The organism is Bradyrhizobium betae (assembly GCF_008932115.1).
GTDB classification, from domain to species: domain Bacteria; phylum Pseudomonadota; class Alphaproteobacteria; order Rhizobiales; family Xanthobacteraceae; genus Bradyrhizobium; species Bradyrhizobium betae.
On the sequence record NZ_CP044543.1, the window covers coordinates 1,802,547 to 1,828,559 of the forward strand.

A 26,013-nucleotide genomic window follows, 5' to 3' on the forward strand; every position below is an offset into this window, starting at 1 on the left:
GGGAGTGTTATGGGTTTCATCAAATTTACCAAAGGTACCTCGTTGAGCGACAAGGACCGCAAGGCGCTCCAGAAGCTGCTCGCCGCCGAGAAGAAGAAGCTGCAATCCGCGCTCAAGGACGTCGACGCCAGCCTTTCGGTGCTGGGCGGGTCGAAGAAGGCCAAGAAGAAAAAGTAAGACTAGTCGGCGAGACGCCGCACGAATCTTCGGACAACGGTCGCACGCCAGCCGAGCTGGGGGGCTCGCACAAGCTTGCGTCCGTAAACCGTCCAGCAATCGACAAGAATTTGCCCGGGTGGATCGCTAAAAGCGGTTTGCTCAGTTGCTTCTTGCTCAGTTGATTCTTCTGTCAGAGCCGGAGTTTTGCCTCCGCCTGACACCATGGGCCCAATTGATGGCAGACGACAGAATTGAACTGTTTGTCGGACTGATCGAGACCTTTGACGCGCCGGGCGCAGTCGATGCGTGCCGACGCCTGCTCTCGGTCGACGAACGGGTCCGCGCCGACCGCTTCATGTTCGAGCGGCATCGGCGGCAGTATATCTTTGCCCACGCAATGCTGCGCCTGGCGTTGTCCAGGGTCGCGCCCAACGTCGCGCCCTCCGACTGGTCCTTTGCGGCCGGCCGCTACGGGCGACCGTTTGTCGCAGCGCCCGCGACGTCGGCCGCGCTGCATTTCAGCCTGTCCCATGCCGACGGCTGCGTTGCCTGCGTCGTGTCGCGGCATGAGGCCGTCGGCATCGACGTCGAAACCGTGTCGCGGCGGGTCGCGCCGCTGTCGACCGCGCTTCGCTTCTTTGCGCCGGAAGAGGTCGAAACCTTGCGCGGCCTGCCGGAGCCCGCGGCGATCGAGCGCTTCTTCGACTACTGGACGCTCAAGGAGGCCTATCTGAAGGCCAGGGGTTTTGGGCTCAATCTGCCGCTCGATGCCTTCGCGATGCAGGTGTCGCAGGAGGCCATCGAGATCAGCTTCAAGCCCGACATCACCGACGATCCCCAGGGCTGGCGCTTCTCGCTGTGCTCGCCATCGCCGTCGCATCGCCTCGCGATCGCCGACGGCTCCCGCGCCGACGGCGGCCTTCCCATCACCCGCAATGCCTGGCCGCTCCAGGAAGCGGCTGAATGACGCCCCCGCGGCTGCGCGTCTTTCCCGCGATTTCGCGCAACCGCGACCCCAGCAAATATGTCGGAGAGCTGATGCGGGTGGCGCAGTTCGCCGACCGCAACGGCTTCGAAGGCATCCTGCTGTTCGAGGGCAACGACGTGTTCGTCCAGCCCTGGGCAATGGCCCAGCACATCATGGCTGCGACGACGCGAAGCTCGCCGCTGATCGCGGTCAATCCGGTCTACATGCACCCGTTCACGGCCGCGAAGTTCGTCTCGTCGCTTGCCCAGCTCCACGGCCGCAAGGTCTATCTCAACTTGATCACGGGGACCGCGGTCAGTGATCTGCAGGGACTGGGCGACGAGCAATCGCATGCAGACCGCTATGTCAGGCTCGGTGAATTCGTGGAGCTGATGCGCCAGTTGCTGGCAAGCCCGCGGCCGGTGAATTTCGAGGGCCGGTTCTACCGTGCGCACCATCTGCAACTTCGCCCGCGCCCGCCGGCGGAGCTGATGCCGGAATTCCTGATCGCCGGCCAATCGGACGCAGCACAGCGCGTGGCGAAGGAGACCGGCTGCATCAAGATGCAGATGCTGCCGCCCGATCTCGATCGCGGGCTGAATGCGCCCGGAATGAATTTCGGCATCTTCGCACGCGAGAGCCGTGAGGAGGCGCGGCAGGCGGCCAAGGCGCGCTTCCGCGACAACCCGGATGATCGCGAACTGCTCGCGCTCACCGTGGAGAACAGCGACTCCGTGTGGAAGCGGCGCCTCTATGACGGCCAGAGCGGCGAGCTCGCCGACAACGGCTATTGGCTGTTGCCGTTCCTGACCTTCCAGGCCGACTGCCCCTACCTCGTCGGCAGCTATGCCGAGATCGGCGTGAAGCTGAAGGCGTTTGCGTCGAAGGGCCTCACCACGATCATGCTCGACATGGTCGCGGACGAGACCGAGATGCAGCATGTCTGCAAGGCGCTCACGGCCAGCGGGATGTTTTAGATTTTGCTCTCGCCGTCATGCAGAGTCGAATGCGTATTCCCTCACCGCGCCTCTTCGAATCCCGCCAGCACCGAAGTCAAATTCGTACTTAGAATATCCGAGAGATAGCCTCCTTCCTGCACGAACACGGTCGGCAGGCCCAGCTTCGCGATCGCCTGGCCAATGCGGCGGAAGCCGGGCGTGGTGACGGCCATGCCCTCAAGCGGATCGTGCTCAGATGCATCCAGCCCAAGTGCGATCACGAGGGCGCCGGGCGCAAAGGACTCGATCGCCTTGCGCGCGACATCCAGCGTCTGGATGTAGCCGTCATCGCCGGTGCCGATGGCCAGGGGGATGTTGAGATTGGTGCCGAGGCCCGGCCCTTCGCCGCGCTCATGCGCGTAGCCCCAGACATAGGGATAGTACGCGCTGGGATCGGCGTGGATCGAGACCGTATAGACATCAGGGCGTGCGTAGAAGATGCCTTGCGTGCCGTTGCCGTGATGGACGTCGACATCGAGGATCACGACCCGCTCGTGCTTGAGTCGCAGATGTGCGGCGGCGATCGCGCTGTTGTTGAGGAAGCAGAAGCCGCCGGCCATGTCGCGATAGGCGTGATGGCCGGGCGGACGGCAGAGCGCGTAGACCGCGTCCTCGCCGTCCATCACCATTTGCGCCGCCGTGGTTGCGACATCGGTGGCCGCACATACTGCGGCCCAGGTGCCGGGACCGATCGGTGCTGCGGTGTCGGCGGTGTGCCAGCCGAGCTTGCCGATGATGTGGGTGGGGTAGGTCGCGGCGTGGCGCACGGGATGGATGTTGCCGATCATCTCCGGCCCGGAATCGCCGAGCGCCGTCCAGGCGTCCCAGGCTTCGCTCAGGAACGACAGATATTCCGGGCTGTGAATGCGCGCACGCGGCCCTTGCCCGAATGTGGTGGGCTCGACCAGTTGATGCTTGCCGTCCTTCAACCCCTTCAGCAGCCGGTCGGCGCGCTCGGGCTGTTCGGTGGTGCGCTTGACGACACCGCGAACCAGGAAGAATTGCGGATCGTGGCTGCGATGCAGCTCGGTATGGACGGCTTTCACTCAAACACTCCGTGGTCGCGTGCTCTCTAACGGTGCCCACAGATGTCTAAATCCCTGCGGCGGCGAGATGCAAGCAAGAAGAATGCCGTCACTTGCCGCGCCGTCCTGCGCCGGAGGCAGACCGCCTCTGATGCTCAGCAACGCCCGCGCTGCAGGCAGTGCTCGCGGCCCTGCTGATCGGTGCGAAAAGACTCGATGAAGCCGCCCTGGCGCTGGGTAACGAAAACGGTCTTGCCGTCGCTGCCGCCGAACGCGAGGTTGGTCGGCTCCTTGCCCTTCAGCGCGATCTCCCGCTCGACCGCACCGTTCGGCTTCATCAGCGCGATCGTGCCCTTGAGGATGCGTGCGATATAGAGACGGCCGGCCACGTCGGTGCGCAGGCCGTCGACGGTGTCGGGCTGGAACGCCTTGATCAGCTTTGCGCCAGTGAGCTCATTGCCATTGATCGCATAGGACCAGATCTGGCCGCTGCTGGATTCCCCGACATAAAGCGTCTTGCCGTCAGGGCTGAGATCGATGCCGTTGGTGGTGCCCATCGCGCGCGGCGCGGACATCACCTGCCCCTGCACCGAACCGTCGGCGGCTTTCGCGATCCGCCAGATGTGGCCTTCGCGGCCTTTCCAGTTCGGGTCGGTCGCGTAGATCGTACCGTCGCGCGCGATGGTGATGTCGTTGGGCTGGTTCATCTCGTCGGAGTGAAACCAGACGGCGGGTTCGGTCGCACCCTTCGGGATGATGAAGATGTTGTGCTTCTTGTAGTCGGCAATGAACATCGCGCCGCTTCGATCGAAACGGATCGCGTTGCCGACGCTGCCCTCGGGAAGTGCCGTGAACGGCTCCGAGGCCGCGCCGCCCGCCGGCAGCTTGCCGATGGTGCCGGGCTTGCCGAGATTCACGACGAAGAGATTGCCATCGAGATCGGCGGCGGGCCCTTCGATGCCGAATGTGTATTCGCTGGCGGGCGTGACCTGCACGCTTTCGAACAGTTTGGTCTCCGCGCGGGCCGACGAGACCACGAGGATGAGACAAACGCTACTGCACAGGCACCAGAAATTCCTGCCGGATGTAATAGCCATCGTCGTCGCTGCACTCGCCATTCAAATAGGGATCGGCCGGCCGGAAGAATCGGCTGAAGCCGGGTTTGTCTACAGCGCTCCTTTGTGTCACGACGACGACCTTGGAGGCCGGTATTTCGCCGCATTCCTTGTTGGTTCTGCCAAAGAACTTGCGTTGCGGCGGTCCTGCCTTGATCCACATCCGCGTGCCGGGGACCATTCTCGCAACCAGCGTGTCAGCGGTATCGAGCAGGCCGGCATAGCCGGGCTCGGTCTTCGGCAATGCCTCGCCGCCCGGCGGCATCAGCTTCTCCGCGCCGATCCCACGCAGCCGCGTGCGCAACCTGCCCGAGTTGGGATCGCCGGGGTAGATCCAGCCGTCCTGCGCCAGCATGAAGCGGAGCACCATTGAGTCCTTCTCCGCGTCCGACTGTCCCGGCTTCAGACCAAAATCCGAATGGCAGCCGAGGCAGTGCTTTTCGACGAGGCCCTTGCGCAGCGTGGTGAGCCGAATCCGGTTCTGCGCGTCCCTGGCGACGAAGGCTGCGAGCTGGTCGATCACCGCCTGGCTGCGGGTATCACAGGGCAGCGGCGGTGGCGGATCGCCCGCGGCGCGATCGATCCGGATCACGGTCTGGTTCTTGTCCTCGACCAGCCAGATCGCGCCGTCCTCCGCAACCGTCATGCCGACCGGCGCGCCTTGCGGCCGCGCGCCGTTAACGCGATGCCAGCCGGCGATCAGTTCCTCGAACGGCGCGGCGGCAACCTCGCCGGCGTCGGTCTGGAAGCTGTGGGTCGGATCGGCCGCGCAGCTGACGTGGTAGCGTACCGGCGGAGGGCTCGGCTTGGGGAAGCCATGGTCGTCGACGTCGTAGACGAGGACGCGGCTGCCGGTCGGGCGATAACCGTGCAGGCCGACCAGCAGCTTGTCCTCCAGCTCCGGGAATTTGGCGCCGTGATAATACAGCATCGCGAGCGGCGCGCCGTGCGGCGGCATCAGTGAGAACGGCGGCTTGTAGAGCGCATTGGCCGTGCAAAGCGACTTGTAGACGCCGGACTGCAGCACGGTTCTGAATTCGGGGCTCGGCGTCGACAGATCGTAGCAATAGGGCCAGCCATAATGCTTGCCCTGCTCTATCGCGTTGATCTCCTCGTTGGGCTTGAAGATATCGGGCAGATCGCGGCCGTTCTCGCCTTGCAGGAAGGCATAGCCGGCATCGGGAAAGTTCGGATGCAGCGCCAGCGCCATCGAATTGCGCAAGCCGCGCGCGTAGACCAGATGGGGCGGATCCGGATCGTTCGGCTTCAAGGCCGGAAAGACACCGCCCGCAGGCGGCGTGAACAACCAGATCGACGCCATCGCGGCACCGCCTTCGGCGGCCGCGCAAGGCCGCGTGATCGGCACCGGCGTGATGCAGTCGTCGCTGTGCGAGCCGATGTTGACGAACAGCCGTCCGTTCCTGTCGAACACGAACTGCTTCAGCGGATGCGCGCTCTCGTCGAGCCTGGTGCCGTCAGGCAGCCGGATCCGGCGCCCGGGCATGTGACGGATGATGGTCTCGACCGTGCCGCGCGGATTGTCCGCGAGCGGGTCGAACCGGAAGATCGTCTCGGCGGTCGAGGCATAGAGCTTCTTGTCCGGGCCGATCACCAGACCGAACGGATATTCGATGCCGGTCAGCAGCTCCTTAAATCTCTGCCCTTGGGGCGCATGCGGATCGAGCAGCAGCAGCCTGCCGTCGGTGTGGCCCCAGCCGCCCATGTCGGCCACCACGAACAGCTCACGGCCGGGCACCTGGACGATCGAGCGCGGAAATTTGAGCCGATCCTCCTCGCTGGCGACGAGGCCGGCGCAAAATCCCGCCTTCATGTCAATCTGAAGTCTGGGAAAGGCGAGATCGCCGCTGCCGCAGAGCTCCGCGCCGATCGCGTAGCCGCTTTTCCTCACCGGTTCGGAGGAGGCTCCCGAGGCAAGGCTGAGCAGCACTCCCGTGACAACAGCGACAAAAAGGCGCTTGTAGCGGCATTCGCGCCAGAATGTGAGGTGATGCACGGCAGCCTCCCGGACTTTCCGTGCAGACTTGTTCCATGTCGAGGGAACGCCGTCCAGTTGGTCATCACCCGCCTGTGATTAAACCTGTAACGACCTTGGTGCCGACCAATATCCGTAAATTCCCTTACCGGGCTCGACCCGAATGTTTCGCGCATGCTTCGGATGGTATCGGTCTGCCATCCCGGTCGCTCCCTAAGGAGACGAATATGGTCCAGGTCTATTTTCACTGCTCCAATACCGACGGCACGCTGATCGATCACAGCGGCACCGCGGTGACCAGCCTGACCGAGGCGCGCGACCGTGCCGCCCAGATCATGAGCTCGATGATCCGGACGCCCGGCACCGAGGATTGGCGTGACTGGGTGATTCACGTCAGCGGCTCCGACGGCGAGGAGATCTTCGATCTCCCCTTCACCGCCATGCTCGGCAAGCCGCATTGAGGTGATGCCGTGCTGTTCGCTTCACTGACCCTGCTCTGCCAGCCCCTGAGCTTCGTCGCCACCAAATGGCAGAAGCTGGTGCGGATCGCCGGCAACCCCTACCGCCCCGAGCTTCACTACATGCGCGGCCCGGGGCCGAAATGGCACGCCAAGTATCAGGCCAGCCGGCTGGACCGCACGCGCTGAGCGCCGCAGCTTTATTCCCTTCCCGATACGGTCTCTCCACTCGTCATGCCCGGGCTTGTCCCGCCTGCGCGGCCGAAGCCGCTTCGGCGAGACGAAGGCCCGGGCATCCACGTCTTGGCATCCGCGCCGAAAAACGTGGATGGCCGGAACAAGCTTGGCCATGACGGCGAGGGAGCCCAGCTCCTCTTACCGCCCCGTGAATTTCGCCTTGCGCTTCTCGACGAAGGCATTGCGGCCCTCGATGGCGTCGGCGCTCTTGCGGATGGTGGCCTGAAGCTCGATCTCGCGGCGGAATTGCGCCTCGTAGGTCGCATGCTCGCTCTCCTCGATCAGCGCGCGCGTCGCGACCAAAGCGCGCGTCGGCCCCTCCGCCAGACGACGCGCCAGGGCCGTCGCCTCCTCCATCAGCTTCGCATCATCGACGACCTGCCGCACCAGGCCGATCTCCTGGGCGCGCTCGGCCGTCAGCGGCTCGTTCAGCAGCATCAGCTCGAGCGCGCGCTGCCGGCCGATCAGCCGCGGCAACAGCCAGGTCGAGCCGAGATCCGGCACCAGCGCGATGCGGCTGAACACCTGGATGAAGCTCGCCGACCGCGCCGCAACAATGATGTCGCCGGCCATCGCAAGACTGAAGCCGCCGCCGGCCGCGACGCCGTTGACGGCGACGACGACGGGCACGCGGCACTCACGCAGCGCCCTGAAGGCCGGCCAGTAGAACCGCATCACGCCGGCGGCGATGTCTTCGCCGAGCGCCTCGGATGCCTTCAAATTCTGTCCTGAGCAAAAGCCGCGTCCCTCCCCGGTCAGGACCAGGGCGCGAACGCTTTCGTCCCGCGTCATCTCGGCAACCGCCGCAGCGAGCGCGCCGAGCAGGTCCGGCGTCATCGCGTTCAGGCTCGCCGGCTCGTCCAGCGTCAATATCCCGACCGCGCCATCCCGCGCCTGTTTCACACCTGCCATGTCGCTTCTCCCTTTGGATTGTTCTCGTTTGCCGCAATGTGCCATTGTCCGCGCGCTCCGCCAACCAAGACAACCGACGACAACAGACAAGACGACATCATGCCTCATCAGTTGAGCCTCGCCCAAACCGTCCGCAAACCCGCCGTCACGTCCAAGGGCGGCATCGTCGCCGCGCAATCGCGCCGGGCGGCCGAAGTGGGGGCGCAAGTGCTGGCGGCGGGCGGCGACTGCGTGGACGCGATCGTCGCGACCACCTTCGCGCTGAACGTGCTGGAGCCCTGGAACAGCGGCATCGGCGGCGGCGGTGCGATGGTGCTCTACCGCGCCAAGGAAAATCGCTACGAGGTGATCGACTACGGCATGTGTGCGCCGCAGAGCCTGCGCGCCGCCGACTATCCGCTCAGCGGCGAGGGCGCGGCCTCCGATCTCTTCCCGTGGCCGCGGGTCAAGGACGACCGCAACATCCACGGCCCCGGCGCGGTCGCCGTGCCCGGCGTCGTCGCCGGCATGGAAGAGGCGCACCGCCGCCACGCCAAATTGCCGTGGAAGGATCTGGTCGCACCGGCCGTCGCACTCGCTGCCGAGGGCATGCTGGTCGACTGGTGGACCACGCTGATGATCACGAGCTCGGCCGCCGATCTCAGGCGCTATCCCGGCAGCGCGGCCACGTTCCTGAAGGACGGCCTGCCGCCGAGCGCACCGTGGGGCATCAAGTCCGAGACGCGGCTGCGGCTGGACAATCTGAAGGCGACGCTGTCGCATCTTGCCGAAGCCGGCCCGCGCGATTTCTATCAGGGCGATCTCGCCAGGAGCATCGCCTCCGACATCAAGGCCGACGGCGGCTCGCTGTCGGTGGAGGATCTCGCCGCATTCCGCGCTCATCCGCGCGAGCCGCTGGCGATCCCCTATCGCGGCGGCAAGGTGCTCGCGACGCCGGAGCTCACGGCCGGACCGACGCTGGCGCATGCGCTGCGTTTATTGCAGGAGAATTTGAAACCAGCGAGCGCGCCCGATGCGGCCGCCTATGCCGAATATGCGCTTGCGCTGCAAGCCGCCTATCGCGAGCGGCTCAAGGACATGGGCGATGCCGACGGAAAGCGCTCGCTCGGCGCCGAATATCTCGCACCCGCCTGCACGACCCATTTCTCGGTCGTCGACCGCCACGGCAACATCGCGGCGGTCACGCAGACGCTGCTCTCGTCCTTCGGCTCGAAATACGTGACGCCGCACACCGGCATCGCCATGAATAACGGCATCATGTGGTTCGACCCGACGCCGGGCACCACCAACTCGCTTGCCCCCGGCAAGCGCTGCCTCACCAATTACACGCCGGTCATTGCCGAGACGAAAGATGGCAAGCGGCTTGCGATCGGCGCGTCCGGCGGCCGGCGCATCCTGCCCTCGGTGATGCAGCTCGCGTCCTTTGCGATGGATTTCGGCATGGACCTCGATGCCGCCATCCACCAGCCGCGCATCGACGCCAGCGAAGGCGCGATCGTGATCGGGGATGCCCGCCTGCCAGCGGAAGCACGCAAGACGCTGGCGGAACGCTTCGACTATGAGGAAAGCCGGGTGCAGGTCCTGCCGCAGAAATTCGCCTGCCCGAGCGTGGTGATGCGCGACGGCGACGTCAATTCCGGCGCGGTCGAGATCTTCCAGCCCTGGGCCGATGCGGTGGCGGAGGGCTGACAACAAACCTCAGGGAGCCGCCGATGAACTATGAGCAGATCATTTGCGAAACCGACGGCCCCCTGCTCATCCTCACCCTTAACCGCCCCGACAAGCTGAACGCCTATACCGGCGCGATGGGCGCGGAAATCACCGACGCGTTCCAGCGCGCTGATGCCGACGACGCTATCCGCGCCGTGATCGTCACCGGCTCCGGCCGCGCCTTCTGCGCCGGCGCCGACGTCTCCGGCGGTGCCAAGAGTTTCGACACCTCGGGGAGCCACGGCGCCGGCGTATTTTCAAGCTCGGGCCAGCGCAGCGGCCGTTTCATCGAAGCCATCTTCAACTGCCGCAAGCCGTCGATCGCCGCGATCAACGGTGCGGCCGTCGGCGTCGGCATCACCATGACGCTGCCGATGGACGTGCGCATCGCGGCGAAAGGTGCGAGGATCGGCTTCATCTTCGCACGGCGCGGCCTCGTGCCGGAGGCCGGCAGCGCCTGGTTCCTGCCGAAGCTGGTCGGCCTGCCCCAATCGCTGCGCTGGTGCCTCTCAGGCCGTACCTTCGATGCCGACGAGGCACTGAAGGGCGGGCTCGTCAGCGAGACGGTCGAGCCTGCCGAGCTGCTCGATCGCGCCAAGGAGATTGGTCACGAGATGAGCGACGAGACCTCGCCGGTCGCGATCGCGCTCACGCGACAGATGCTATGGCGCTTCGCCGGCGCGCCCGATCCGTTCGGACTGCTGGAGATCGACAAACCGATGTCGATCGAGCGCGGCGGTCACGCCGACGTGCGCGAGGGCGTTCAATCCTTCATCGAGAAGCGAAAGCCGTCATTCCCGGGAAAAGTCTCGCAGGACATGCCGAGCCAGTATCCGTGGTGGAAGGACCGCGCCGACGGCTAGATCCCGAGCCGGTCGCGCACGCGGCCGGCGATCACGGCCGTCGTCACGCCAACGGGCCAGAACGCATGCATCGGGATCGGCTTGATGCCGGTGACAGGCATGTCGATCTCGGCCTTGGCGCCGCCGACCAGGCGGCGCGCGAGCTGCGCTCCCATCGCGGTCGAGAGCGCGACGCCGCGGCCGTTGCAGCCGAGCGAGATCAGGACGCTTTCCGCGGGCTCGTGCACATGCGGGTAATGATCTCCGGTGATCGCGAGCCGGCTGTTCCAGCCATGGGTCCAGGCCACGCCCTTGAGCTGCGGCCATAGCCGCTCGGCATAGCGCATGAGATAGGCCACATCGTCCGGCGCACTGATCCAGCGCATCGGGCCGCGGCCGCCCATCAGCAAGCGGTTCTGCTGATCGATGCGGTAATAAACCGTGATGTGGCCGCTTTCGTAGAGCACCGGGCGCGTCGGCATGATCGAGCGGGCGACCTCGTCCGAAAGCGGTGCGGTGGCGGCGATCGACGAGAACACCGGCACGATGGTGCGGCGGAGCGCGGGCCAGAGATCGTCGGTAAAGCCATTGGTGGCGAGCAGCACCTTGTCGGCATGCACGATTGCACGCGGCGTCTCGATGCGCCAGCGACTGCCGTCGCGACGGAGCGACAGCGCCGGCGTTTCGCCATGGACCTTGGCCCCTGCCGAGATCGCGGCGCGCGCGAGGCCGCGCGCGTAGCTGAGAGGATGCAGATCGCCGCCGCGGCTGTCCAGCATGCCGCCGATATAGCGGTCGGTGCCGGTCATCTCACGCAGCTGCTCGCGGTTCAGATAGGTCACGGGCATGCCGCGGCGGATGCACTGCTTCGCGGTCGCCTCGATCGCAGCGGCGCTGGCCTCATTATACGCCGTGCGCAGCGTGCCGTTCTGCCGCGCCTCGCACGGGATCTGGTAGCGGCGGATCAACTCATGCGTGAAGTTCGTGGTGCCGTAGGCAAAGTCGATCATGCGGCGGCCGAGTTCGGCGCCGAAATCCGCTTCGATCTGGTCGGGATCGTGCTTCAAGCCGGGATTGGTGTGGCCGCCATTGTTGCCGGATGCGCCCCAGCCGGGCTCCTGCGCCTCCAGCACCAGGGCCTCGACACCCTGCTCCGCAAGATGCAGCGCCGTGGACAGGCCGGTGTAGCCGCCGCCGACGATCGCGACGGAGACGGTCTTGTCGACATCGAGCGGCGGCGTGGCGACCGGCGCGACGGCCGTGTCGGCATAGAGGGAGGGCGGCAGAGGCAGGCGCGCAGTCATTGGCGAGGACCGATCAGAGCGGATGCAGCACGCGGCGCAAGAAATCCTGCGTGCGTGGATGCTGGGGTTGGTTGAGCAGCGCCTTGGCCGGCCCCTGCTCGACAATGACGCCGCCGTCGATGAACAGCACGCGGTCGGCGACGTCGCGGGCAAAGCCCATCTCGTGGGTGACGACGACCATGGTCATGCCGTCGTCGGCGAGCTTGCGCATGACGCCGAGGACGTCGCCGACGAGCTCGGGATCGAGCGCCGAGGTCGGCTCGTCGAACAGGATCGCCTTGGGCTGCATCGCGAGCGCCCGCGCGATCGCGACGCGCTGCTGCTGGCCACCGGACAGCTGCGGCGGATGCGCATCGGCCTTTTCGGCGAGACCCACCTGCGCAAGCAGCGCGCGGCCGCGCTCGAGCGCCTGCGCGCGCGATTCCTTTTTCACGTAAAGCGGCCCCTCGATGACGTTTTCGAGCGCCGTGCGATGCGGGAACAGGTTGAAGCGCTGGAACACCATCGAGACCTGGGTGCGAACCTTCACGATCGACGAGGCATCGCGATCGACCTTGAGGCCTTCGATGCTGATCTCGCCGCGGTCGTAGCTCTCCAGCCCATTGATGCAGCGCAGGATCGTCGACTTGCCCGAGCCCGACGGGCCAATGACGCAGACCACTTCGCCCTTCTGGACCGACGCCGTGATGCCCTTGAGCACCTCGTTCTCGCCGAAGCTCTTGTGGACGTCGTTGAGCTCGATCATTTCTTGCCGGCCCGCTTCTCGAAATGACGAACCAGCAGGATCAGCGGAATACTCATGGTGAGATACATCAGCGCCACCATCGTGAACACGTTGGTGTTCTTGAAGGTCGAGGACGCGATCAGCTTGCCTTGCAGCGCAAGCTCGGCGACCGTGATGGTCGAGGCCTGCGAGGAATCCTTCAGCATCATGATCATGACGTTGCCATAGGGCGGCAGTACGATCCGCACCGCCTGCGGCAGCACCACGCGGCGCATGGTCAGCCACCAGCCCATGCCGATCGACTGCGCCGCCTCGATCTGCCCCTTGTCGATCGCCTCGATGCCGGCACGGAAGTTCTCGGCCTGATAGGCCGAGTAGGCGATGCCGAGCCCGAGGATCGCGGCCTGCAGCGCCGACAGCGTGACGCCGAGATCGGGCATCACGAAGTACAGATAGAACAGCAGCACGATGATCGGGATGCCGCGGATCACGTTGATCAGGCTGGCGCTGAGCATCGACAGCGCCTTGATGCCGGAGACCCGCATCATCGCCCAGATCAGGCCCAGCACCGTCGAGAGCAGCAGCGAACCGATGGTGACGACGATCGTCAGCACGACGCCGCTCATCAGGATCGGGAAAAACTCGACGGCGTCGTGCCAGAAGCCTTTCATCGGCCAGCCTTCATCGATCAGACGCTGCCGATCAGCCCTGTGCCTTCAGGCCCCATTTGTCGAGGATCTTATCGATGGTGCCGTTGGCCTTGAGCTTGGCCAGCGAGGCGTTGATCTTGCCGAGCAGCGCGGCCTCGCCCTTGCGTACGCCGATGCCGACCGAGCCGACGGTGACGGGCTTGTAGCCGTCGACGAGACGCACCTCGGGGAAGCCGCCCTGCTTCAGATTGTAGGCGAGGATCGGATAGTCGGCGTAGCCGGCCTTGAGGCGGCCGGTGTTCACGTCGCGCAGGATGTCGGGGATGGTGTCGTAGGCCCTGACGTCGGCGAACAGGCCGGACTTCTTCAGCGCGTCGACGAAGGCGGTGCCGACCTGGGCGCCGACCGTCTCACCCTTCAGATCGTCCTGCGTCGCATAGGCCTTGGTGTCGGTCTTCGGCACCACCAGACCTTCGCCATAGGTGTAGATCGGGTCGGAGAAGTCGACGACTTCCTTGCGCGGCGCGGTGATGAACATCGCGGCCGCGATGATGTCGATCTTGCTCGAGGTCAGCGACGGAATGAGCGCCGAGAACTGCATCGGCTCGATCTGTACGTTGAAGCCGGCATCCTTGCCCACCTCAGTCACGAGATCGACCATGATGCCCTGGATGGTATTGGTCTTGGTGTCGAGGAAGGTGAAGGGAATGCCCGTCGGCGTCGAGCCGACCTTCAGCACCTGCTGCGCCGAGGCCGGCATAGCGGCCGAAATCGCGAGCGCCGCGACCGCGGCCAAACCAAAACGCTTCATCGCATTCCCCTTTGGGTCCGGCCGATGCGGCGCTCGCAAATGTCGTGATCGCAGACATTGCGGGCCGAGCCGTTTCGGCCTATTTTCACCAATATGAAAATTTGGTCACACTTTCGCGAGTGATGCAAGCGGTTTTCATGCACATGAAGAAAGCGGTTTGACGTGAGCGGTGGCAAAAGAATGCGCAAACCGGCCGCCGCGAAAGCGGTGAAGACAACGAAGGCTAGCGCTAAGCCGCCGGAGCCGGCAATGGACGTCGCGGTCGGCCGCCGCATCCGCGATCTCAGGCGTGTCAGGCAATTCTCGCTGGAGACAGTCGCCGCGCGCACGGAGCTGTCGATCGGCTTCCTCAGCCAGATCGAGCGCGGATTGTCGTCGCCGTCGCTGCGCGTGCTGGCAACGCTCGCCAACGTGCTCGGCGTCGGCATCGCCGCGCTGTTCGGCGCGAGCCCGAGCGCCGACGGAGCATCCGATCAAGTGGTGACGCGCGGGCTGCAGCGGCCGGAATTGAAGCTGTGGCGCACCGGCGTGTCGAAACAATTGCTCAGCCCGGCGAGCGCCGACAACAAGCTCAATTTGTTCCTGGTGCATCTGGAGCCCGGCGGCTCCACCGGCGAAGAGCTCTACACCCATGACGGCGAGGAAGCCGGCCTCGTGCTCGACGGCGAGATGCTGCTCACGGTGGACAGCGAGACGTGGTCGCTGAAGACGGGCGACAGTTTTCGATTTGCGAGCCGGCGGCCGCACCGGTTTTCAAATCCGGCCGAGGATGCGAAGGCCGTGGTGCTGTGGGTGAATTGCGTGACGGGGGCGGGATAGCTTTTTTCGCAGCGAACACAATTCCAGCCCCGTCATCCTGAGGCGCTCGCGCAGCGAGCCTCGAAGGATGCACGGCCCCGATGGAGCCGGGCCGTCGCCCTTCGAGGGCCGCTTCGCGGCCGCCTCAGGGTGACGGTGATGGATTTGGTCGCGAGGAGATAAGATCACCCGAACCGGTGATTATACCGATCCACCGTCAGCGCACTGACATCGACATCCGGCTTCTTGCCTGACAGCAAATCCGCGAGCACGCGGCCGGAGCCGCAGGACATGGTCCAGCCGAGCGTGCCGTGGCCGGTGTTGAGGTGGAGATTGGCGTACTTGGTCGGGCCGATCACGGGCGGGCCGTCCGGCGTCATCGGGCGCAGGCCGCTCCAGAATGTCGCCTTTGAGAGATCGCCGCCGCGCGGGAACAGGTCGGTCAGCGAGTGATCGAGCGTGGCGCGGCGCGCGTCGTAGAGCTTGGTCGAGAAGCCGGAGATTTCGGCGGTGCCGCCGACGCGGATGCGATCGCCGAGGCGCGTGATCGCGACCTTGTAGCTCTCGTCCATCACGGTCGATTCCGGCGCGCCCGAGGCGTCCTTAATCGGCACCGTGATCGAATAACCCTTCACCGGATAGACCGGCAACGAGATGCCGAGCGGCGCGACCATTTGCGACGAATAGCTGCCGAGCGCGAGCAAGTAAGCGTCGGCCTGCAGCACGCCCGCACTGGTCGCGACACCGGTGACACGCGCGCCATCGGTGACGATACGGTCGATCCCGGTGTTGAGCAGGAAGCGCACGCCGAGCGCTTCGGCATGCTTGGCCAGCGCCTGCGTGAACATGTGGCAGTCGCCGGTCTCGTCCTGCGGCAGGCGAAGGCCGCCGACGAACTTCTCCTTCACGCCGGCGAGCGCCGGCTCGACCGCGATGCAACCCTCGCGGCTCAACGTCTCGTAGGGCACGCCATACTGCTTGAGCACGGCGACATCTTCGCCGGTGCCGTCGAGCTGCGCCTGGTAGCGGAACAGCTGCAGCGTACCCTGCGCGCGCTCGTCATATTGAATGCCGATGTCGCGGCGCAGATCGCGCAGGCAATCGCGGCTGTATTCCGCGATCGGGATCATCCGGCTTTTGTTGACCGCGTAGCGCGCACTGGTGCAGTTGCGCAGCATCTTGGTGAGCCAGACCCACATCACGGGATCGAGCTTCGGCCGGATCACCAGCGGCCCGTGCTTCATCAAGAGCCACTTGATCGCCTTCACCGGCACGCCGGGGCCGGCCCAGGGCGAGGAATAGCCAGGCGACACCTCGCCGGCATTGGCGAAAGATGTCTCCAGTGCAGGCTCGGGCTGACGGTCGACGACCGTCACTTCATGGCCGGCACGTGCGAGGTAGTAGGCAGAGGTGACGCCGATGACACCGCTGCCGAGGATCAGAACTTTCACGCTTCGTCAAACTCCCGCGGCATCACGCTCGCCGCTGCAAGGAACAACTCGCAACGGCGAGAGCAATTATCAGGCCACCCGCTTGATGGCATCACCCAGGATCGACACGATGTCGTCGATGTGGCTCTTCTCGACGATGAGGGGCGGCGACAGCGCGAAGCTATCGCCGCTCATGCGGAAGTACAGCCCGCGATTGAAGCAGTCGACCATCACGTCGTAACCGCGCGCACCGACCGCGCCGTCACGCGGCGACAGCTCGACCGCGCCCATCAAACCGCAATTGCGGATGTCGATGACGTTGGGCAGGCCCTTCAGCGAATGCAGCGCATCGCGCCAGTATTCGGCGATCGATGCACCGCGCGTGAGCAGGCCTTCGTCCTTGTAGATGTCGAGCGTCGCGATGCCCGCGGCGCAGGCGGTCGGGTGCGCCGAATAGGTATAGCCGTGGAACAGCTCCATGACGTTCTCAGGGCCGATCATCATGGCGTCGTGCACCTTGCGGTGCGCGAACACCGCGCCGCAGGGAATGGTGCCGTTGGTGATGCCCTTGGCCGTCGTCATCAGGTCCGGCGTGACGCCGAAGAAATTGGCGGCGAATGGCGTGCCGAGGCGGCCGAACCCGGTGATGACCTCGTCGAAGATCAGCAGGATGCCGTGCTTGTCGCAGATCTCGCGCAGGCGGTTGAGATAGCCCTTCGGCGGCGGCAACACCGCGGTCGAGCCCGGCACCGGCTCGACGATGACGGCGGCGATCGTCTCGGCGCCATGCAGGGCCACCAGACGCTCGAGATCGTCGGCGAGCTCGGCGCCATGTTCCGGCTGGTCCTTGGCGAAGGCGTTGCGGGTGAGATCATGGGTGTGGCGGATGTGGTCGACGCCCGGCAGCAGGGTCGTGAAGGCGCGGCGGTTGGCGACCATGCCGCCGACCGAGGTGCCGCCGAAGCCGACGCCGTGATAGCCGCGCTCGCGGCCGATCAAACGGGTGCGGCTCGCCTGGCCGTTGGCCCGGTGATAGGCGAGCGCGATCTTCAGCGCGGTATCGACCGATTCGGAGCCGGAGTTGGTGAAGAAGATGCGATCGAGGCCCTTCGGCGCGATCTCGGCGAGGCGCTCGGCGAAGTCGAAAGCCAGCGGATGGCCCATCTGGAACGACGGTGCGAAGTCCAGCGTCATCAGCTGCCGCTCGACCGCGGCGGCAATCTGCTTGCGGCCGTGGCCGGCATTGACGCACCAGAGGCCGGCGGAGCCGTCGATCACCTTGCGGCCGTCGACGGTGGTGTAATGCATGCCCTCGGCGGAGGAGAACAGGCGCGGCGCCTTCTTGAACTGACGGTTGGCCGTGAATGGCATCCAGAACGAGTCGGTCTTGATGGTGTTCGGAATCTGATGAAGGGTCACGGGCCACGCTCCTTTGCTGACCCTCTAGCAGAGGCACGGCTTCGGAACCGCAACAAGTCCTTTTCTGGTGAGCTGCAAGCCATTGATTTAACTGGGGCTGCCGGTCCATATTTGCGCGATCCGCAACACCTGCAACAGGGACCAGGGCATGAGCGTCGACATCGGTGGACGACTGCGATTCATCCGGGCGCACCACAAGCTGTCGCAGCGGGAGCTCGCCAAGCGCGCCGGCGTCACCAATTCGACGATCTCGCTGATCGAATCCAACCAGATGAACCCCTCCGTCGGCGCGCTCAAGCGCATCCTCGACGGCATCCCGATGGGGCTCGCCGAGTTCTTCGCGCTGGAGCCAGAAAGCCGGCGCAAGATCTTCTATCGTTCGGAAGAGCTGACCGAGGTCGGCAAGAAGCCGATCTCGTACCGGCAGATCGGCGACAATCTGTTCGGCCGCAGCCTGCAGATTCTGAAGGAGCGCTACGAGCCCGGCAGCGACACCGGGCGCGTCCACCTCGTCCATGACGGCGAGGAAGGCGGCATCGTCATCTCCGGCAAGCTCGAAGTCACCGTCGAGGACGAGCGCCGCATCCTCAATCCCGGCGATGCCTATTATTTCGAGAGCCGCCGCCCGCATCGCTTCCGCTGCGTCGGCGGCAAGCCGTGCGAAGTGATCTCGGCCTGCACGCCGCCGACGTTCTGAAGCTCATCGGCCTTACCCGGAATCCTACGGAGTCCCCGGTTTCTTACGGAGCTTGAGCCAGCTCAATTTCCGCGCGCCAAACCTCTATATGTTGCGAACCGTAGCCGAGCAGCCTGGCGCAGAGGCGTTGAGGTTATGGCCCCGGAGACTTCGGGATTCCTTGGGCACTCCGGGGCCGCTTCGTAACGAGGCTCGCAGATGAAGATCACGCTCGCCAATGCTGAAGCCGCACTCGACGAAGTGCTGCGCGACACCGACAAGCTCCATTCGCAGGAGCTGCGCAAGGTCATCGCCGAGTACATCGAGACGCAGCGCGAGGCGCTGAAGGCTCTCCGCAAGAAGCTGCATTGACGGCACGCGGCGGAGCGATACGGTCTCGCCCCGCGCCTGCTGCCTCAAAGCTGCGTCAGCAACTCCTCGATCCGGATCGGGAAACGACGCACCCGCACACCCGTCGCATGCCAGACCGCATTGGCGACCGCGCCTGCGCTGCCGGTGATGCCGATCTCGCCGACGCCCTTGATGCCGAGCGCATTCACATGCGGATCGTGCTCCTCGACCGTGATCACGTCGAACGGTGGCACGTCGGCATTCACGGGGATGTGGTACTCGCCGAGATTGGCGTTCATGATCCGCCCGCTGCGGCGGTCGGTGATGGCATCCTCATGCAGCGCGAAGGACATGCCCCAGATCATCCCGCCGAACAGTTGGCTCTGCACCATGCGCGGATTGACGATACGCCCCGCCGCGAAGGCGCCGACCATGCGGCTGACGCGGATCTGGCCGAGTTCGGGATCAACCTTCACCTCGGCGAACACCGCGCCATGCGCGTGCATGGCATACTCCTCCATCGCCGCGGGGTTCGGCGCGCCGGTGCCGCGCGCCTCGACCTCGGCGACGCCCGCACGTGCGAGAATCTCGACGTAGCTTTCGCCGCGGCTCTCGTCGTCGCGCCGGATCAACCTTCCATCACGCGCGATCACGCCGGCATTCCCCGCGCCGAACAGCGGCGAGCGCTCGTCGCCGGTAGCGAGATCGGCGAGCTTTGCGACCACGGCCGCACCGGCGCTGTGGATCGCCGCGCCCGCGGTCGCGGTGTGTGCGGAGCCGCCGGCAATGCCGGCATCGGGCAGGTCTGAGCTTCCGGCCTTGAACTCGACGCGGTCGATATCGAGACCGAGTTCATCGGCCGCGATCTGGGCGAGCGCCGTCCAGGCGCCCTGCCCCATGTCATGCGCCCCGATCTCCATCGCACCGCTGCCGTCGCGTCGGATCACAGCACGCGCCTCGGCCTGGAACATCAACGCCGGGAAGGTCGCGGTGCCCATGCCCCAGCCGACCAGGAGGCCGGCATCGTCGCGCATCTGCCGCGGCTGCAGCGACCGCTTCGACCAGCCGAACCGCGCCGCACCCTGCTCGTAGCAGGCCCGCAGCGCCTTCGACGAGAACGGTTTTCCCGTCATCGGCTCGACCTCGGCGTAGTTCTTCAAGCGGAAGGCGAGCGGATCGATGCCGCACGCCCAGGCCATCTCGTCGATCGCGCTCTCCAGCGCGATGGAGCCCGTCGCCTCGCCGGGCGCGCGCATGAACAGCGGCGTGCCGGTATTGACGCGCACGGCGTCGTGCGAGGTGCGGATCGAAGGCGCCGCATAGAGCGTGTGCGAGGCATCGGCGGCAGGCTCGTAGAAATCGTCGAACGTGCTCGACACAGTTCTGGCATGATGATCGAGCGCGGTCAGGCGCCCCTCGCCGTCAGTGCCGATGCGCAGCCGCTGACGGGTCGGCGCGCGGTGGCCGACCGGGCCATACATCTGCTCGCGGCGCAGCACGAGCTTGACCGGCTTGCCGACCAGCTTTGCGGCCATGAGGCCCAGCACCGGGGGGCCCGCCATCAATCCCTTGGAGCCGAACCCGCCGCCGAGGAAGGGGCTACGAATGTGGATCTTGTCATGCGCGATGCCGAACAGCTCGGCAACGCGCGCAAGCGACAGCATGAGACCCTGGGTCGGCATGTCGATTTGCACATTGTCGCCGTCCCAGGCGGCCACGATCGCATGCGGCTCCATCGCGTTGTGATATTGCGGCGGCGTTTCGTAAACCGCATCGATCTGCTTGTCGGCCGTGGCAAGGCCCGCCTCGACATCGCCGCGGTGGTTTTCCGTGGGATTGCCGACACCGACGACCGGCGGCACGAAACTCCTCCCGGCGTCGAGGCCGACAAGCGCAGGCAGCACTTCATAGCGCGGCGCCAGAAGCACCGCGCCTTCCGTCGCCGCCTCGAGCGTTTCGGCGATCACGACGGCGATGGGCTGGTTGGCGTAGCGGACCTCGTTGCTCTGCAAGACCTCCATTCGGAACACGAACGGATTGGTCTTGATCTCAGGATCGATCGCAAGCTGTGGCTTGTGGTCCGGCGTCATGACGTCGACGACGCCTGGATGGCGCTTGGCCGCGGCGACATCGAGCGAGGTCACGCGGCCGTGCGCGATGCTGGAGGCCGCAATCACGGCGAACAGCATCCCTGGCGGGTGATTGTCGGCGGCATAGGTCGCCTGCCCCCTGACCTTGAGGACGCCATCGCGGCGGGTCAGCGGCTGGCCGATGCTCGAGCCATGGCGCAGATGGGCGGGAGCGCTGGTGAGATTGAGCTCAGGCATGGATGGCTCCGGAGGTCGAGGCAAAGGGAGACGCCGGCAGCGCGGGAATGCGCGCGGGCGTGCCGGCGGCAGCGAGGGTCAGCGCGCGCACGACGATGCGGCGCGCGAGTTCGATCTTGAAGGCGTTGTCGCCGGACGGCTTTGCCTCGGTGAGCGCGCGCCAGGCAGCTTCCTGGAAGGCATCGGCCGTGGGCGCGACACCCCTGAGGACGTCCTCCGCGGCGCGGGCGCGCCAGGGTTTGGCGGCGACGCCGCCGAGCGCAAGCCGCGCCTCCTTGATCTTGCCGTTCTCGATCTGCAACGCAGCGGCACCCGAGACGACGGCGAAAGCATAGGACGTGCGCTCGCGAACCTTGAGGTAGCGCGCATGCCCCGCGAAGCCGCGCGCGGCCGGCGGCAGACGCACCGCGACGATGAGGTCGCCGGGCTCCAGCGCTGTATCACGCTCGGGCGTATCGCCCGGCAGGCGATGCAACGCATCGAGGGCGATCTCACGGCGGCCGTTCCTCCCCTCGATCTCGACGATGGCGTCGAACGCGAGCAGGGGCACGCAGAAGTCGGACGGGTTGGTCGCGATGCAGCTCTCGCTCCAGCCGAGTACGGCGTGGGTGCGGTTCTCGCCATCGCGGGCGTCGCAGCCGCTGCCGGCCTCGCGCTTGTTGCAGCGGCTGGCGGTGTCGTAGAAATACGCGCAGCGCGTCCGTTGCAGGAGATTGCCGCCGACCGTGGCGGCATTGCGCAGTTGCGCCGAGGCGCCGGAGAGCAGCGCTTCGGCGACGGCCGGATAAGACCTTGCAAAGCCGGCATCATGCGCGAGATCGGCGTTGCTCACGAGCGCGCCGATGCGTAGTGACCCGTCGGAGAGCGTTTCGATCTGATCGAGCCCGTCGAGATACGTGACATCGACCAGGCGATCCGGCCGGCTCACGCCGCCCTTCATCAGATCGAGCAGATTGGTGCCGGCGGCAAGATAGACAGCGCCCGGCTGGGTGGCGGCGGCGACGGCTTCGGCAACCGTGGCGGGCCTGACATAATCGAACTGTTTCATGCGGAGCGCCTCTGGTTGGATTCATCCGCGCCGGCCTGCGCTTCCAGCACGGCATCGACGATGCCGGCATAGGCGCCGCAGCGGCAGAGATTGCCGCTCATGCATTCACGAATGCGCTCGGGATCGTTGCCTGCCTGGGCTTCCTGCATCATGCCGATCGCGCTCATGATCTGGCCGGGCGTGCAGAAGCCGCACTGGAATCCGTCATGGGCGATGAAGGCGGCCTGCACCGGATGAAGCTGGTCGCCGCGCGCGACACCTTCGATGGTGAGGATGTCGGCACCGTCATGGCTGACGGCGAGTGCGAGGCAGGAGTTGATGCGCTTGCCGTCGACGAGAATGGTGCAGGCGCCGCATTGGCCGCGGTCGCATCCCTTCTTGGTTCCGGTCAGATCGAGGCGCTCACGCAGGAGATCGAGCAGCGTGACGCGCGGATCGTCGAGGACGAAGTCGCGCCGCGCACCGTTCACGGTGAGGCTGATGGAGTGGTTCATACAAGGCTCCGATCAGATATGGACATGAGTCGTCGGCCAGCGCGCCACCTCCGTGGCCGCCGTCGACATACGTCGGCGAGGCGGAGCCCGGCCAACATCCCAGCGAAGATACGGAGGCACCCTCCGCTTAACAAGGGCTACCGAGAAATATTCGGAATTCGTCAAAAGCCCGTGCGCCACCAACGCGATGGAGTTAGCCAAGGGTTCAATCTAACCAATTCGTGATCTACATTGCCGGCATGGACGACCACACCGACCAGACCCGGAAGCCCCGCGCCGACGCCGTGCGCAACCGCGAGCGCGTGCTCGAAGCAGCCAAGGCCGTGTTCAACGCCGGCGGCCCCGAGGCAAGCCTGGAGGCCGTGGCAAAGCGCGCCGGCGTCGGCATCGGCACGCTCTATCGGCATTTTCCGACGCGCGAGGATCTGTTCGAGGCGGTGTACCGGCGCGAGGTCGAGCAGCTCAGCGAGCTCGCCGAACAGTTGAAGAACGCCAAGGATCCGGTCGACGCGCTGCGGCGCTGGCTGCGCTCCAATGTCGAATTCGTTGCCACGAAAAAAGGCATGTCGGCGGCACTGGCGCTGACGTTCCAGAGTTCCTCGGAACTCGCGGCGTTCTCGATGGACCGGCTGACCAAGGCGATCGGCTCGCTGCTCGACCGCGCGGTCGCGGCCGGCCAGATGCGCGGCGACGTCAGCCCGGAGGACCTGCTGCGGGCGCTCGTCGGCATGTGCTACATGCACGACCAGCCCGGCTGGCAATCCTCGGTGCTGCGCATGCTCGACGTGTTCGTGGACGGGCTGCGGGTGCAACCCGTCGCCAAGGCCAAGCCGCGCACCGCAAAGTCCGCGAAGCCGCCGGTGAAACGCAAGCGATAGGCACCCGTATTTCCCTAGAGGCGTGCTAGGTTCGGCATCGCCGGGATTTCAACGCGGAGCCTGTCATGCGCATCGCCGCCTTGCTCGTCGCTATCACCGTAATCTTCAGCTCCATCTCGGCCTGCGCCGGCGACGTCACTGCGGCGCAAGGCGTCATCCGCGCCCAGGAACAGGCTTTTGCGCGCGATGATGCGGCCGGCGCCTATTCTCATGCCGCGCCGGCAATCCGGGAGCTCTTCCCCGCGCCGGACACCTTCATGTCGATGGTGCAGAACGGCTATCCGCCGGTCTACCGGCACAAGAGCTTCGAATTCGGCGACAGCAAGACCGAAGGCAGCTCGGTCTTGCAGCGGGTCAACATCGTCGACGCCAATGGCGAGGCCTGGGAGGCGCTCTACACGCTCGAGCAGCAGCCGGATGGCAGCTACAAGATCACCGGCTGCTCACTGTTGAAGGTGGGACGGGAAGCCTAGGTCGCAAAACCCGGTTCGGCCTTGGCCGGGTTCATCCGCGACCGGATCAGCAGCGTCACGACGATGCCGATGTTGAGCGCGTTCCACGCCACGCCGTTGGCGAAGGCTGCCGCATACGAGCCGGTGGCATCGAAGATGATGCCGGAGACCCAACCGCCGAACGACATACCGAACACGGACGCGAAGATCACGATGCCGACGCGGGTTGCGGCTTCGCTGGCCGGCATCGCCTCACGCACGATGATGGCGTAGCTGGGCACGATGCCGCCCTGGAACAGGCCGAACATCGCGGAAATGATGTAGAGCGAGGTGAGGCTGTCGAAGAACAGATAGAACACCAGCGCAAAGCCTTGCGCCAACGCCCCGACCAGCAGCGTGCGGATGCCGCCGATCTTGTCGGCGAGATAGCCCGAGCCGATCCGGCTGACGATGCCGCAGGCCATCATCAGCGACAGCATCTCGGCGCCGCGCGCCACGCCATAACCGAGATCGCCGCAATAGGCGACGATATGCACCTGCGGCATCGCCATGGCGACACAGCAGGAGATGCTGGCGATCGAGAGCAGCACCGTCAGCGTGTTGGTCGAAAGCTTGAGATCGACCCGCGGCGGCGGCGCATTGGCGTGGTCGTGGACCTTGTCGTCGCCGATCTGCGCGCGCAGGACCAGCACCAGGATCGTCATCAGGCTGACGCAGACGATGGCGATCCCGACATGGGTGTAGCGCCAGCCGATCGTCTGCATACCCGTGCTGATGAGCGGCGGCCACATCGTGCCGGCGACATAATTGCCGCTCGCGACGATGGTCACGGCGAGGCCACGATAGCGCTCGAACCAGTGCGAGGCCTCCGCCATCAGCGGCGCGAAGGTCGCCGACGTGCCGAGCCCGATCAGGAAATACGCCGCGACGAACTGCCAGAGCTGGGTCGAGAGCCCCGCCAGCACATTGGCGACACCGAGGAACGCGATGCTGATCGCCATCGCCGGCACGATGCCGAACCTGTCGGTGATCTTGCCCGCGATCACGCCGCCGAGCCCGAAGCCGAACATCATCAGCGTGAAGGCCAGCGACACCGCGCCGCGCGTGGCGGCGAATTCGGTCTGCACCACGGGGATCACGACCACGACCGCCCACATGCCGACGCCGCCGATCGATCCGATCAGAAGCGCAATGACAAGGCGCACCCAAGCCTGACGCGAATCAGGCGTGAAGGAGGCCGGTATTTGTCCAGGGTGATTTGGTGCGTGCACGGCGCGGACCATGTTCGCTGATCGCCCCGCGGTCAAGCATTGTGCCGCGATATTGGGCATGCGCGGTGCACTGCGGTAAGAAGAGCTTGGCGAAATGGCGCTTTGCCATTAGTTTGCAATCTGCGTGTGCAACATTGCCGCGCATTGGGCCAATCGACGGTATGTTGCTGCAATTGACGCGATCGATGCGGATCAGGGTGGGGCGCCTCGTTGCCCTCGCCTATCTGTTCTGCGTGCTCGCGCCGGCAGCAAGCCTCGCCTGGGGCGCCGGTCCGGCGCCATGCCTCGACGGCGCCATCCTCGCCGACCTGGTGCCGGCGCATCATCAGATGCAGGCCGATCACATGCATGGTGTCGCGTCGCATGACCATGCGGGACCGCACGCGCACCACCAGACTGCCGCGCAGGACACACCGGCCCAGCATCATCATGACGGCAAAGGCAAAGCCGGCCCGTGCTGCGCCATGATGTGCGTCAGCGCGCTGCCGGCTGATCTGCCTGCCGTCGCCAAGCCGGTCCTGCCCATCTCCGCCTGCGCGCCGGATATCGTTGTGAGCCTGCACAGCGAGGCGCCGCCCCTCCTCTACCGCCCTCCCATCGCCTGACCTGACAAGACGAATTGAGGCTCCGCGCGTCCGCGCGCGTGCGCCTTTGGTCTTCGACAGATCAGGGATGAATCATGCTTACGCTTCTCGGGGCGGAGTTCGCCGCTGCATCGATAGCGCGTGGACGACACTTTCTGTTTTACTGCCTGCTGGCCTCGGCAGCGCTGGCGCTGTCCGGCTGCATGCCGGCAACGACATACGTGGCCGCCGCTAATCCTGCCGATCCCGCGGCCAAGACCGCACGCACCAGCTATCGGTCGACGATCGCGCCCTACACCGGCCTGCGGCCCGCGGCGCCGGCGCCGTGGCGCGACCGCAATGACGCCGTTGCGCCGCAGCCAAAGCAAGACCGGTAGGCG

At 65.6% G+C, this 26,013-nt stretch carries 28 protein-coding genes; 14 read left to right on the forward strand and 14 right to left on the reverse strand.

The annotated features are described in order from the left end of the window. Positions 1 to 9: 9 nt before the first annotated feature. The 3 genes from F8237_RS36260 to F8237_RS08595 all read left to right on the forward strand — a co-directional run bounded on the left by F8237_RS36260 (position 10) and on the right by F8237_RS08595 (position 2,103). Positions 10 to 177, forward strand: a complete 168-nt coding sequence (locus tag F8237_RS36260) for a hypothetical protein (protein ID WP_015688246.1) — start codon at positions 10 to 12, stop codon at positions 175 to 177. Between the two features lie 217 nt (positions 178 to 394). Next, entirely contained in the window at positions 395 to 1,126 is a 732-nt protein-coding gene (locus tag F8237_RS08590) for a 4'-phosphopantetheinyl transferase family protein (protein ID WP_151643716.1), read from the forward strand. After that, positions 1,123 to 2,103, forward strand: coding sequence for an LLM class flavin-dependent oxidoreductase (locus tag F8237_RS08595; RefSeq protein WP_151643717.1), 981 nt, complete (start codon positions 1,123 to 1,125; stop codon positions 2,101 to 2,103). Before F8237_RS08590 ends, F8237_RS08595 begins: the two co-directional genes overlap by 4 nt. A gap of 41 nt (positions 2,104 to 2,144) precedes the next feature. Here the strand turns inward: F8237_RS08595 and F8237_RS08600 are convergent, their stop codons facing one another. From F8237_RS08600 to F8237_RS08610, 3 genes are all read right to left on the reverse strand, one after another. Further along, complete coding sequence (locus F8237_RS08600; protein WP_151643719.1) at positions 2,145 to 3,170, reverse strand: histone deacetylase family protein; 1,026 nt, start codon at positions 3,168 to 3,170, stop codon at positions 2,145 to 2,147. A 134-nt stretch (positions 3,171 to 3,304) separates the two neighbouring features. Beyond that, a complete protein-coding gene (locus tag F8237_RS08605; protein ID WP_162005945.1) occupies positions 3,305 to 4,246 on the reverse strand; it encodes an SMP-30/gluconolactonase/LRE family protein in 942 nt (313 codons plus the stop codon). After that, positions 4,203 to 6,278, reverse strand: coding sequence for a PQQ-dependent sugar dehydrogenase (locus tag F8237_RS08610; protein ID WP_151643723.1), 2,076 nt, complete (start codon positions 6,276 to 6,278; stop codon positions 4,203 to 4,205). The genes F8237_RS08605 and F8237_RS08610 overlap by 44 nt, the downstream gene beginning before the upstream one ends. A 206-nt stretch (positions 6,279 to 6,484) precedes the next feature. On the opposite strand from F8237_RS08610, the gene F8237_RS08615 reads away from it, so the two are divergent. Both F8237_RS08615 and F8237_RS36265 read left to right on the forward strand, forming a co-directional pair. Then, positions 6,485 to 6,718 carry a DUF6894 family protein gene (locus F8237_RS08615; RefSeq protein ID WP_151643725.1) on the forward strand — a complete coding sequence of 78 codons (234 nt, stop codon included), beginning with the start codon at positions 6,485 to 6,487 and terminating at the stop codon, positions 6,716 to 6,718. A 9-nt stretch (positions 6,719 to 6,727) separates the two neighbouring features. After that, a complete protein-coding gene (locus tag F8237_RS36265; protein ID WP_167527465.1) occupies positions 6,728 to 6,904 on the forward strand; it encodes a hypothetical protein in 177 nt (58 codons plus the stop codon). 186 nt (positions 6,905 to 7,090) lie between these two features. On the opposite strand, the gene F8237_RS08620 is transcribed toward F8237_RS36265, so the two are convergent. Continuing rightward, the gene (locus F8237_RS08620) at positions 7,091 to 7,864 is read right to left on the reverse strand and encodes an enoyl-CoA hydratase-related protein (protein WP_151643727.1); all 774 of its coding nucleotides are present in this window, start codon (positions 7,862 to 7,864) and stop codon (positions 7,091 to 7,093) included. A gap of 99 nt (positions 7,865 to 7,963) precedes the next feature. Between F8237_RS08620 and F8237_RS08625 the strand changes: the two genes are divergently transcribed. After that, entirely contained in the window at positions 7,964 to 9,553 is a 1,590-nt protein-coding gene (locus F8237_RS08625) for a gamma-glutamyltransferase (RefSeq protein WP_162005946.1), read from the forward strand. A 23-nt stretch (positions 9,554 to 9,576) separates the two neighbouring features. Beyond that, on the forward strand, positions 9,577 to 10,437 hold the full coding sequence (locus F8237_RS08630; protein ID WP_151643731.1) for an enoyl-CoA hydratase-related protein: 861 nt from the start codon (positions 9,577 to 9,579) through the stop codon (positions 10,435 to 10,437). Here the strand turns inward: F8237_RS08630 and F8237_RS08635 are convergent. From F8237_RS08635 to F8237_RS08650, 4 genes are read right to left on the reverse strand one after another with little or no spacing between them, the layout of a single operon-like run. After that, entirely contained in the window at positions 10,434 to 11,720 is a 1,287-nt protein-coding gene (locus F8237_RS08635) for an NAD(P)/FAD-dependent oxidoreductase (protein WP_151643733.1), read from the reverse strand. The genes F8237_RS08630 and F8237_RS08635 overlap by 4 nt on opposite strands. Positions 11,721 to 11,733: 13 nt before the next feature. Beyond that, positions 11,734 to 12,465, reverse strand: coding sequence for an amino acid ABC transporter ATP-binding protein (locus tag F8237_RS08640; RefSeq protein WP_151643735.1), 732 nt, complete (start codon positions 12,463 to 12,465; stop codon positions 11,734 to 11,736). Next, entirely contained in the window at positions 12,462 to 13,115 is a 654-nt protein-coding gene (locus tag F8237_RS08645) for an amino acid ABC transporter permease (RefSeq protein ID WP_151643737.1), read from the reverse strand. Before F8237_RS08645 ends, F8237_RS08640 begins: the two co-directional genes overlap by 4 nt. A gap of 31 nt (positions 13,116 to 13,146) precedes the next feature. Continuing rightward, entirely contained in the window at positions 13,147 to 13,905 is a 759-nt protein-coding gene (locus F8237_RS08650) for an ABC transporter substrate-binding protein (protein ID WP_151643739.1), read from the reverse strand. A gap of 180 nt (positions 13,906 to 14,085) precedes the next feature. Here F8237_RS08650 and F8237_RS08655 point away from each other — a divergent pair, with 180 nt between their 5' ends. Next, positions 14,086 to 14,724 carry a helix-turn-helix domain-containing protein gene (locus F8237_RS08655; RefSeq protein ID WP_162005947.1) on the forward strand — a complete coding sequence of 213 codons (639 nt, stop codon included), beginning with the start codon at positions 14,086 to 14,088 and terminating at the stop codon, positions 14,722 to 14,724. Positions 14,725 to 14,888: 164 nt separating this feature from the next. Here the strand turns inward: F8237_RS08655 and F8237_RS08660 are convergent, their stop codons facing one another. Then, the gene (locus F8237_RS08660) at positions 14,889 to 16,154 is read right to left on the reverse strand and encodes a D-amino acid dehydrogenase (protein ID WP_151643743.1); all 1,266 of its coding nucleotides are present in this window, start codon (positions 16,152 to 16,154) and stop codon (positions 14,889 to 14,891) included. A 69-nt stretch (positions 16,155 to 16,223) separates the two neighbouring features. Then, positions 16,224 to 17,552, reverse strand: a complete 1,329-nt coding sequence (gene aptA / locus F8237_RS08665) for an omega-aminotransferase AptA (RefSeq protein WP_015688263.1) — start codon at positions 17,550 to 17,552, stop codon at positions 16,224 to 16,226. Between the two features lie 148 nt (positions 17,553 to 17,700). Between aptA and F8237_RS08670 the strand changes: the two genes are divergently transcribed. Together F8237_RS08670 and F8237_RS36270 are read left to right on the forward strand one after the other, a co-directional pair. Then, on the forward strand, positions 17,701 to 18,249 hold the full coding sequence (locus F8237_RS08670; RefSeq protein WP_015688264.1) for a cupin domain-containing protein: 549 nt from the start codon (positions 17,701 to 17,703) through the stop codon (positions 18,247 to 18,249). A gap of 198 nt (positions 18,250 to 18,447) precedes the next feature. Beyond that, complete coding sequence (locus F8237_RS36270) at positions 18,448 to 18,600, forward strand: hypothetical protein (protein WP_167527466.1); 153 nt, start codon at positions 18,448 to 18,450, stop codon at positions 18,598 to 18,600. Positions 18,601 to 18,644: 44 nt separating this feature from the next. On the opposite strand, the gene F8237_RS08675 is transcribed toward F8237_RS36270, so the two are convergent. From F8237_RS08675 to F8237_RS08685, 3 genes are read right to left on the reverse strand one after another with little or no spacing between them, the layout of a single operon-like run. Next, entirely contained in the window at positions 18,645 to 20,906 is a 2,262-nt protein-coding gene (locus F8237_RS08675) for a xanthine dehydrogenase family protein molybdopterin-binding subunit (protein WP_151643745.1), read from the reverse strand. After that, the gene (locus tag F8237_RS08680; protein WP_151643747.1) at positions 20,899 to 21,954 is read right to left on the reverse strand and encodes an FAD binding domain-containing protein; all 1,056 of its coding nucleotides are present in this window, start codon (positions 21,952 to 21,954) and stop codon (positions 20,899 to 20,901) included. The genes F8237_RS08675 and F8237_RS08680 overlap by 8 nt, the downstream gene beginning before the upstream one ends. Further along, positions 21,951 to 22,448 (reverse strand): (2Fe-2S)-binding protein, encoded by a 498-nt coding sequence (locus F8237_RS08685; protein WP_015688268.1) that lies wholly within the window; start codon positions 22,446 to 22,448, stop codon positions 21,951 to 21,953. Before F8237_RS08685 ends, F8237_RS08680 begins: the two co-directional genes overlap by 4 nt. 239 nt (positions 22,449 to 22,687) lie before the next feature. Between F8237_RS08685 and F8237_RS08690 the strand changes: the two genes are divergently transcribed. Then, positions 22,688 to 23,326, forward strand: coding sequence for a TetR/AcrR family transcriptional regulator (locus tag F8237_RS08690; RefSeq protein WP_201280206.1), 639 nt, complete (start codon positions 22,688 to 22,690; stop codon positions 23,324 to 23,326). Between the two features lie 65 nt (positions 23,327 to 23,391). Next, positions 23,392 to 23,799 (forward strand): DUF4864 domain-containing protein, encoded by a 408-nt coding sequence (locus tag F8237_RS08695; protein ID WP_151643751.1) that lies wholly within the window; start codon positions 23,392 to 23,394, stop codon positions 23,797 to 23,799. Here F8237_RS08695 and F8237_RS08700 read toward each other — a convergent pair. Continuing rightward, a complete protein-coding gene (locus F8237_RS08700) occupies positions 23,796 to 25,061 on the reverse strand; it encodes an MFS transporter (protein ID WP_151643753.1) in 1,266 nt (421 codons plus the stop codon). The two genes, F8237_RS08695 and F8237_RS08700, sit on opposite strands and share 4 nt — an antisense overlap. A gap of 149 nt (positions 25,062 to 25,210) precedes the next feature. Between F8237_RS08700 and F8237_RS08705 the strand changes: the two genes are divergently transcribed. Both F8237_RS08705 and F8237_RS08710 read left to right on the forward strand, forming a co-directional pair. Continuing rightward, entirely contained in the window at positions 25,211 to 25,654 is a 444-nt protein-coding gene (locus F8237_RS08705; RefSeq protein ID WP_151643755.1) for a hypothetical protein, read from the forward strand. 74 nt (positions 25,655 to 25,728) lie between these two features. Further along, a complete protein-coding gene (locus tag F8237_RS08710; protein WP_151643757.1) occupies positions 25,729 to 26,010 on the forward strand; it encodes a hypothetical protein in 282 nt (93 codons plus the stop codon). The last annotated feature ends 3 nt before the right edge of the window (positions 26,011 to 26,013 follow it).

Bases quoted from the DNA above. Each gene is read 5' to 3' on its own strand.
- F8237_RS36260 (WP_015688246.1), top strand. From the start codon at position 10: ATGGGTTTCATCAAATTTACCAAAGGTACCTCGTTGAGCGACAAGGAC.
- F8237_RS08590 (WP_151643716.1), top strand. From the start codon at position 395: ATGGCAGACGACAGAATTGAACTGTTTGTCGGACTGATCGAGACCTTT.
- F8237_RS08595 (WP_151643717.1), top strand. From the start codon at position 1,123: ATGACGCCCCCGCGGCTGCGCGTCTTTCCCGCGATTTCGCGCAACCGC.
- F8237_RS08605 (WP_162005945.1), bottom strand. From the start codon at position 4,246: ATGGCTATTACATCCGGCAGGAATTTCTGGTGCCTGTGCAGTAGCGTT.
- F8237_RS08615 (WP_151643725.1), top strand. From the start codon at position 6,485: ATGGTCCAGGTCTATTTTCACTGCTCCAATACCGACGGCACGCTGATC.
- F8237_RS08620 (WP_151643727.1), bottom strand. From the start codon at position 7,864: ATGGCAGGTGTGAAACAGGCGCGGGATGGCGCGGTCGGGATATTGACG.
- F8237_RS08625 (WP_162005946.1), top strand. From the start codon at position 7,964: ATGCCTCATCAGTTGAGCCTCGCCCAAACCGTCCGCAAACCCGCCGTC.
- F8237_RS08630 (WP_151643731.1), top strand. From the start codon at position 9,577: ATGAACTATGAGCAGATCATTTGCGAAACCGACGGCCCCCTGCTCATC.
- F8237_RS08635 (WP_151643733.1), bottom strand. From the start codon at position 11,720: ATGACTGCGCGCCTGCCTCTGCCGCCCTCCCTCTATGCCGACACGGCC.
- F8237_RS08640 (WP_151643735.1), bottom strand. From the start codon at position 12,465: ATGATCGAGCTCAACGACGTCCACAAGAGCTTCGGCGAGAACGAGGTG.
- F8237_RS08645 (WP_151643737.1), bottom strand. From the start codon at position 13,115: ATGAAAGGCTTCTGGCACGACGCCGTCGAGTTTTTCCCGATCCTGATG.
- F8237_RS08650 (WP_151643739.1), bottom strand. From the start codon at position 13,905: ATGAAGCGTTTTGGTTTGGCCGCGGTCGCGGCGCTCGCGATTTCGGCC.
- F8237_RS08655 (WP_162005947.1), top strand. From the start codon at position 14,086: ATGCGCAAACCGGCCGCCGCGAAAGCGGTGAAGACAACGAAGGCTAGC.
- F8237_RS08670 (WP_015688264.1), top strand. From the start codon at position 17,701: ATGAGCGTCGACATCGGTGGACGACTGCGATTCATCCGGGCGCACCAC.
- F8237_RS36270 (WP_167527466.1), top strand. From the start codon at position 18,448: ATGAAGATCACGCTCGCCAATGCTGAAGCCGCACTCGACGAAGTGCTG.
- F8237_RS08675 (WP_151643745.1), bottom strand. From the start codon at position 20,906: ATGCCTGAGCTCAATCTCACCAGCGCTCCCGCCCATCTGCGCCATGGC.
- F8237_RS08680 (WP_151643747.1), bottom strand. From the start codon at position 21,954: ATGAAACAGTTCGATTATGTCAGGCCCGCCACGGTTGCCGAAGCCGTC.
- F8237_RS08685 (WP_015688268.1), bottom strand. From the start codon at position 22,448: ATGAACCACTCCATCAGCCTCACCGTGAACGGTGCGCGGCGCGACTTC.
- F8237_RS08690 (WP_201280206.1), top strand. From the start codon at position 22,688: ATGGACGACCACACCGACCAGACCCGGAAGCCCCGCGCCGACGCCGTG.
- F8237_RS08695 (WP_151643751.1), top strand. From the start codon at position 23,392: ATGCGCATCGCCGCCTTGCTCGTCGCTATCACCGTAATCTTCAGCTCC.
- F8237_RS08700 (WP_151643753.1), bottom strand. From the start codon at position 25,061: ATGGTCCGCGCCGTGCACGCACCAAATCACCCTGGACAAATACCGGCC.
- F8237_RS08705 (WP_151643755.1), top strand. From the start codon at position 25,211: ATGTTGCTGCAATTGACGCGATCGATGCGGATCAGGGTGGGGCGCCTC.
- F8237_RS08710 (WP_151643757.1), top strand. From the start codon at position 25,729: ATGCTTACGCTTCTCGGGGCGGAGTTCGCCGCTGCATCGATAGCGCGT.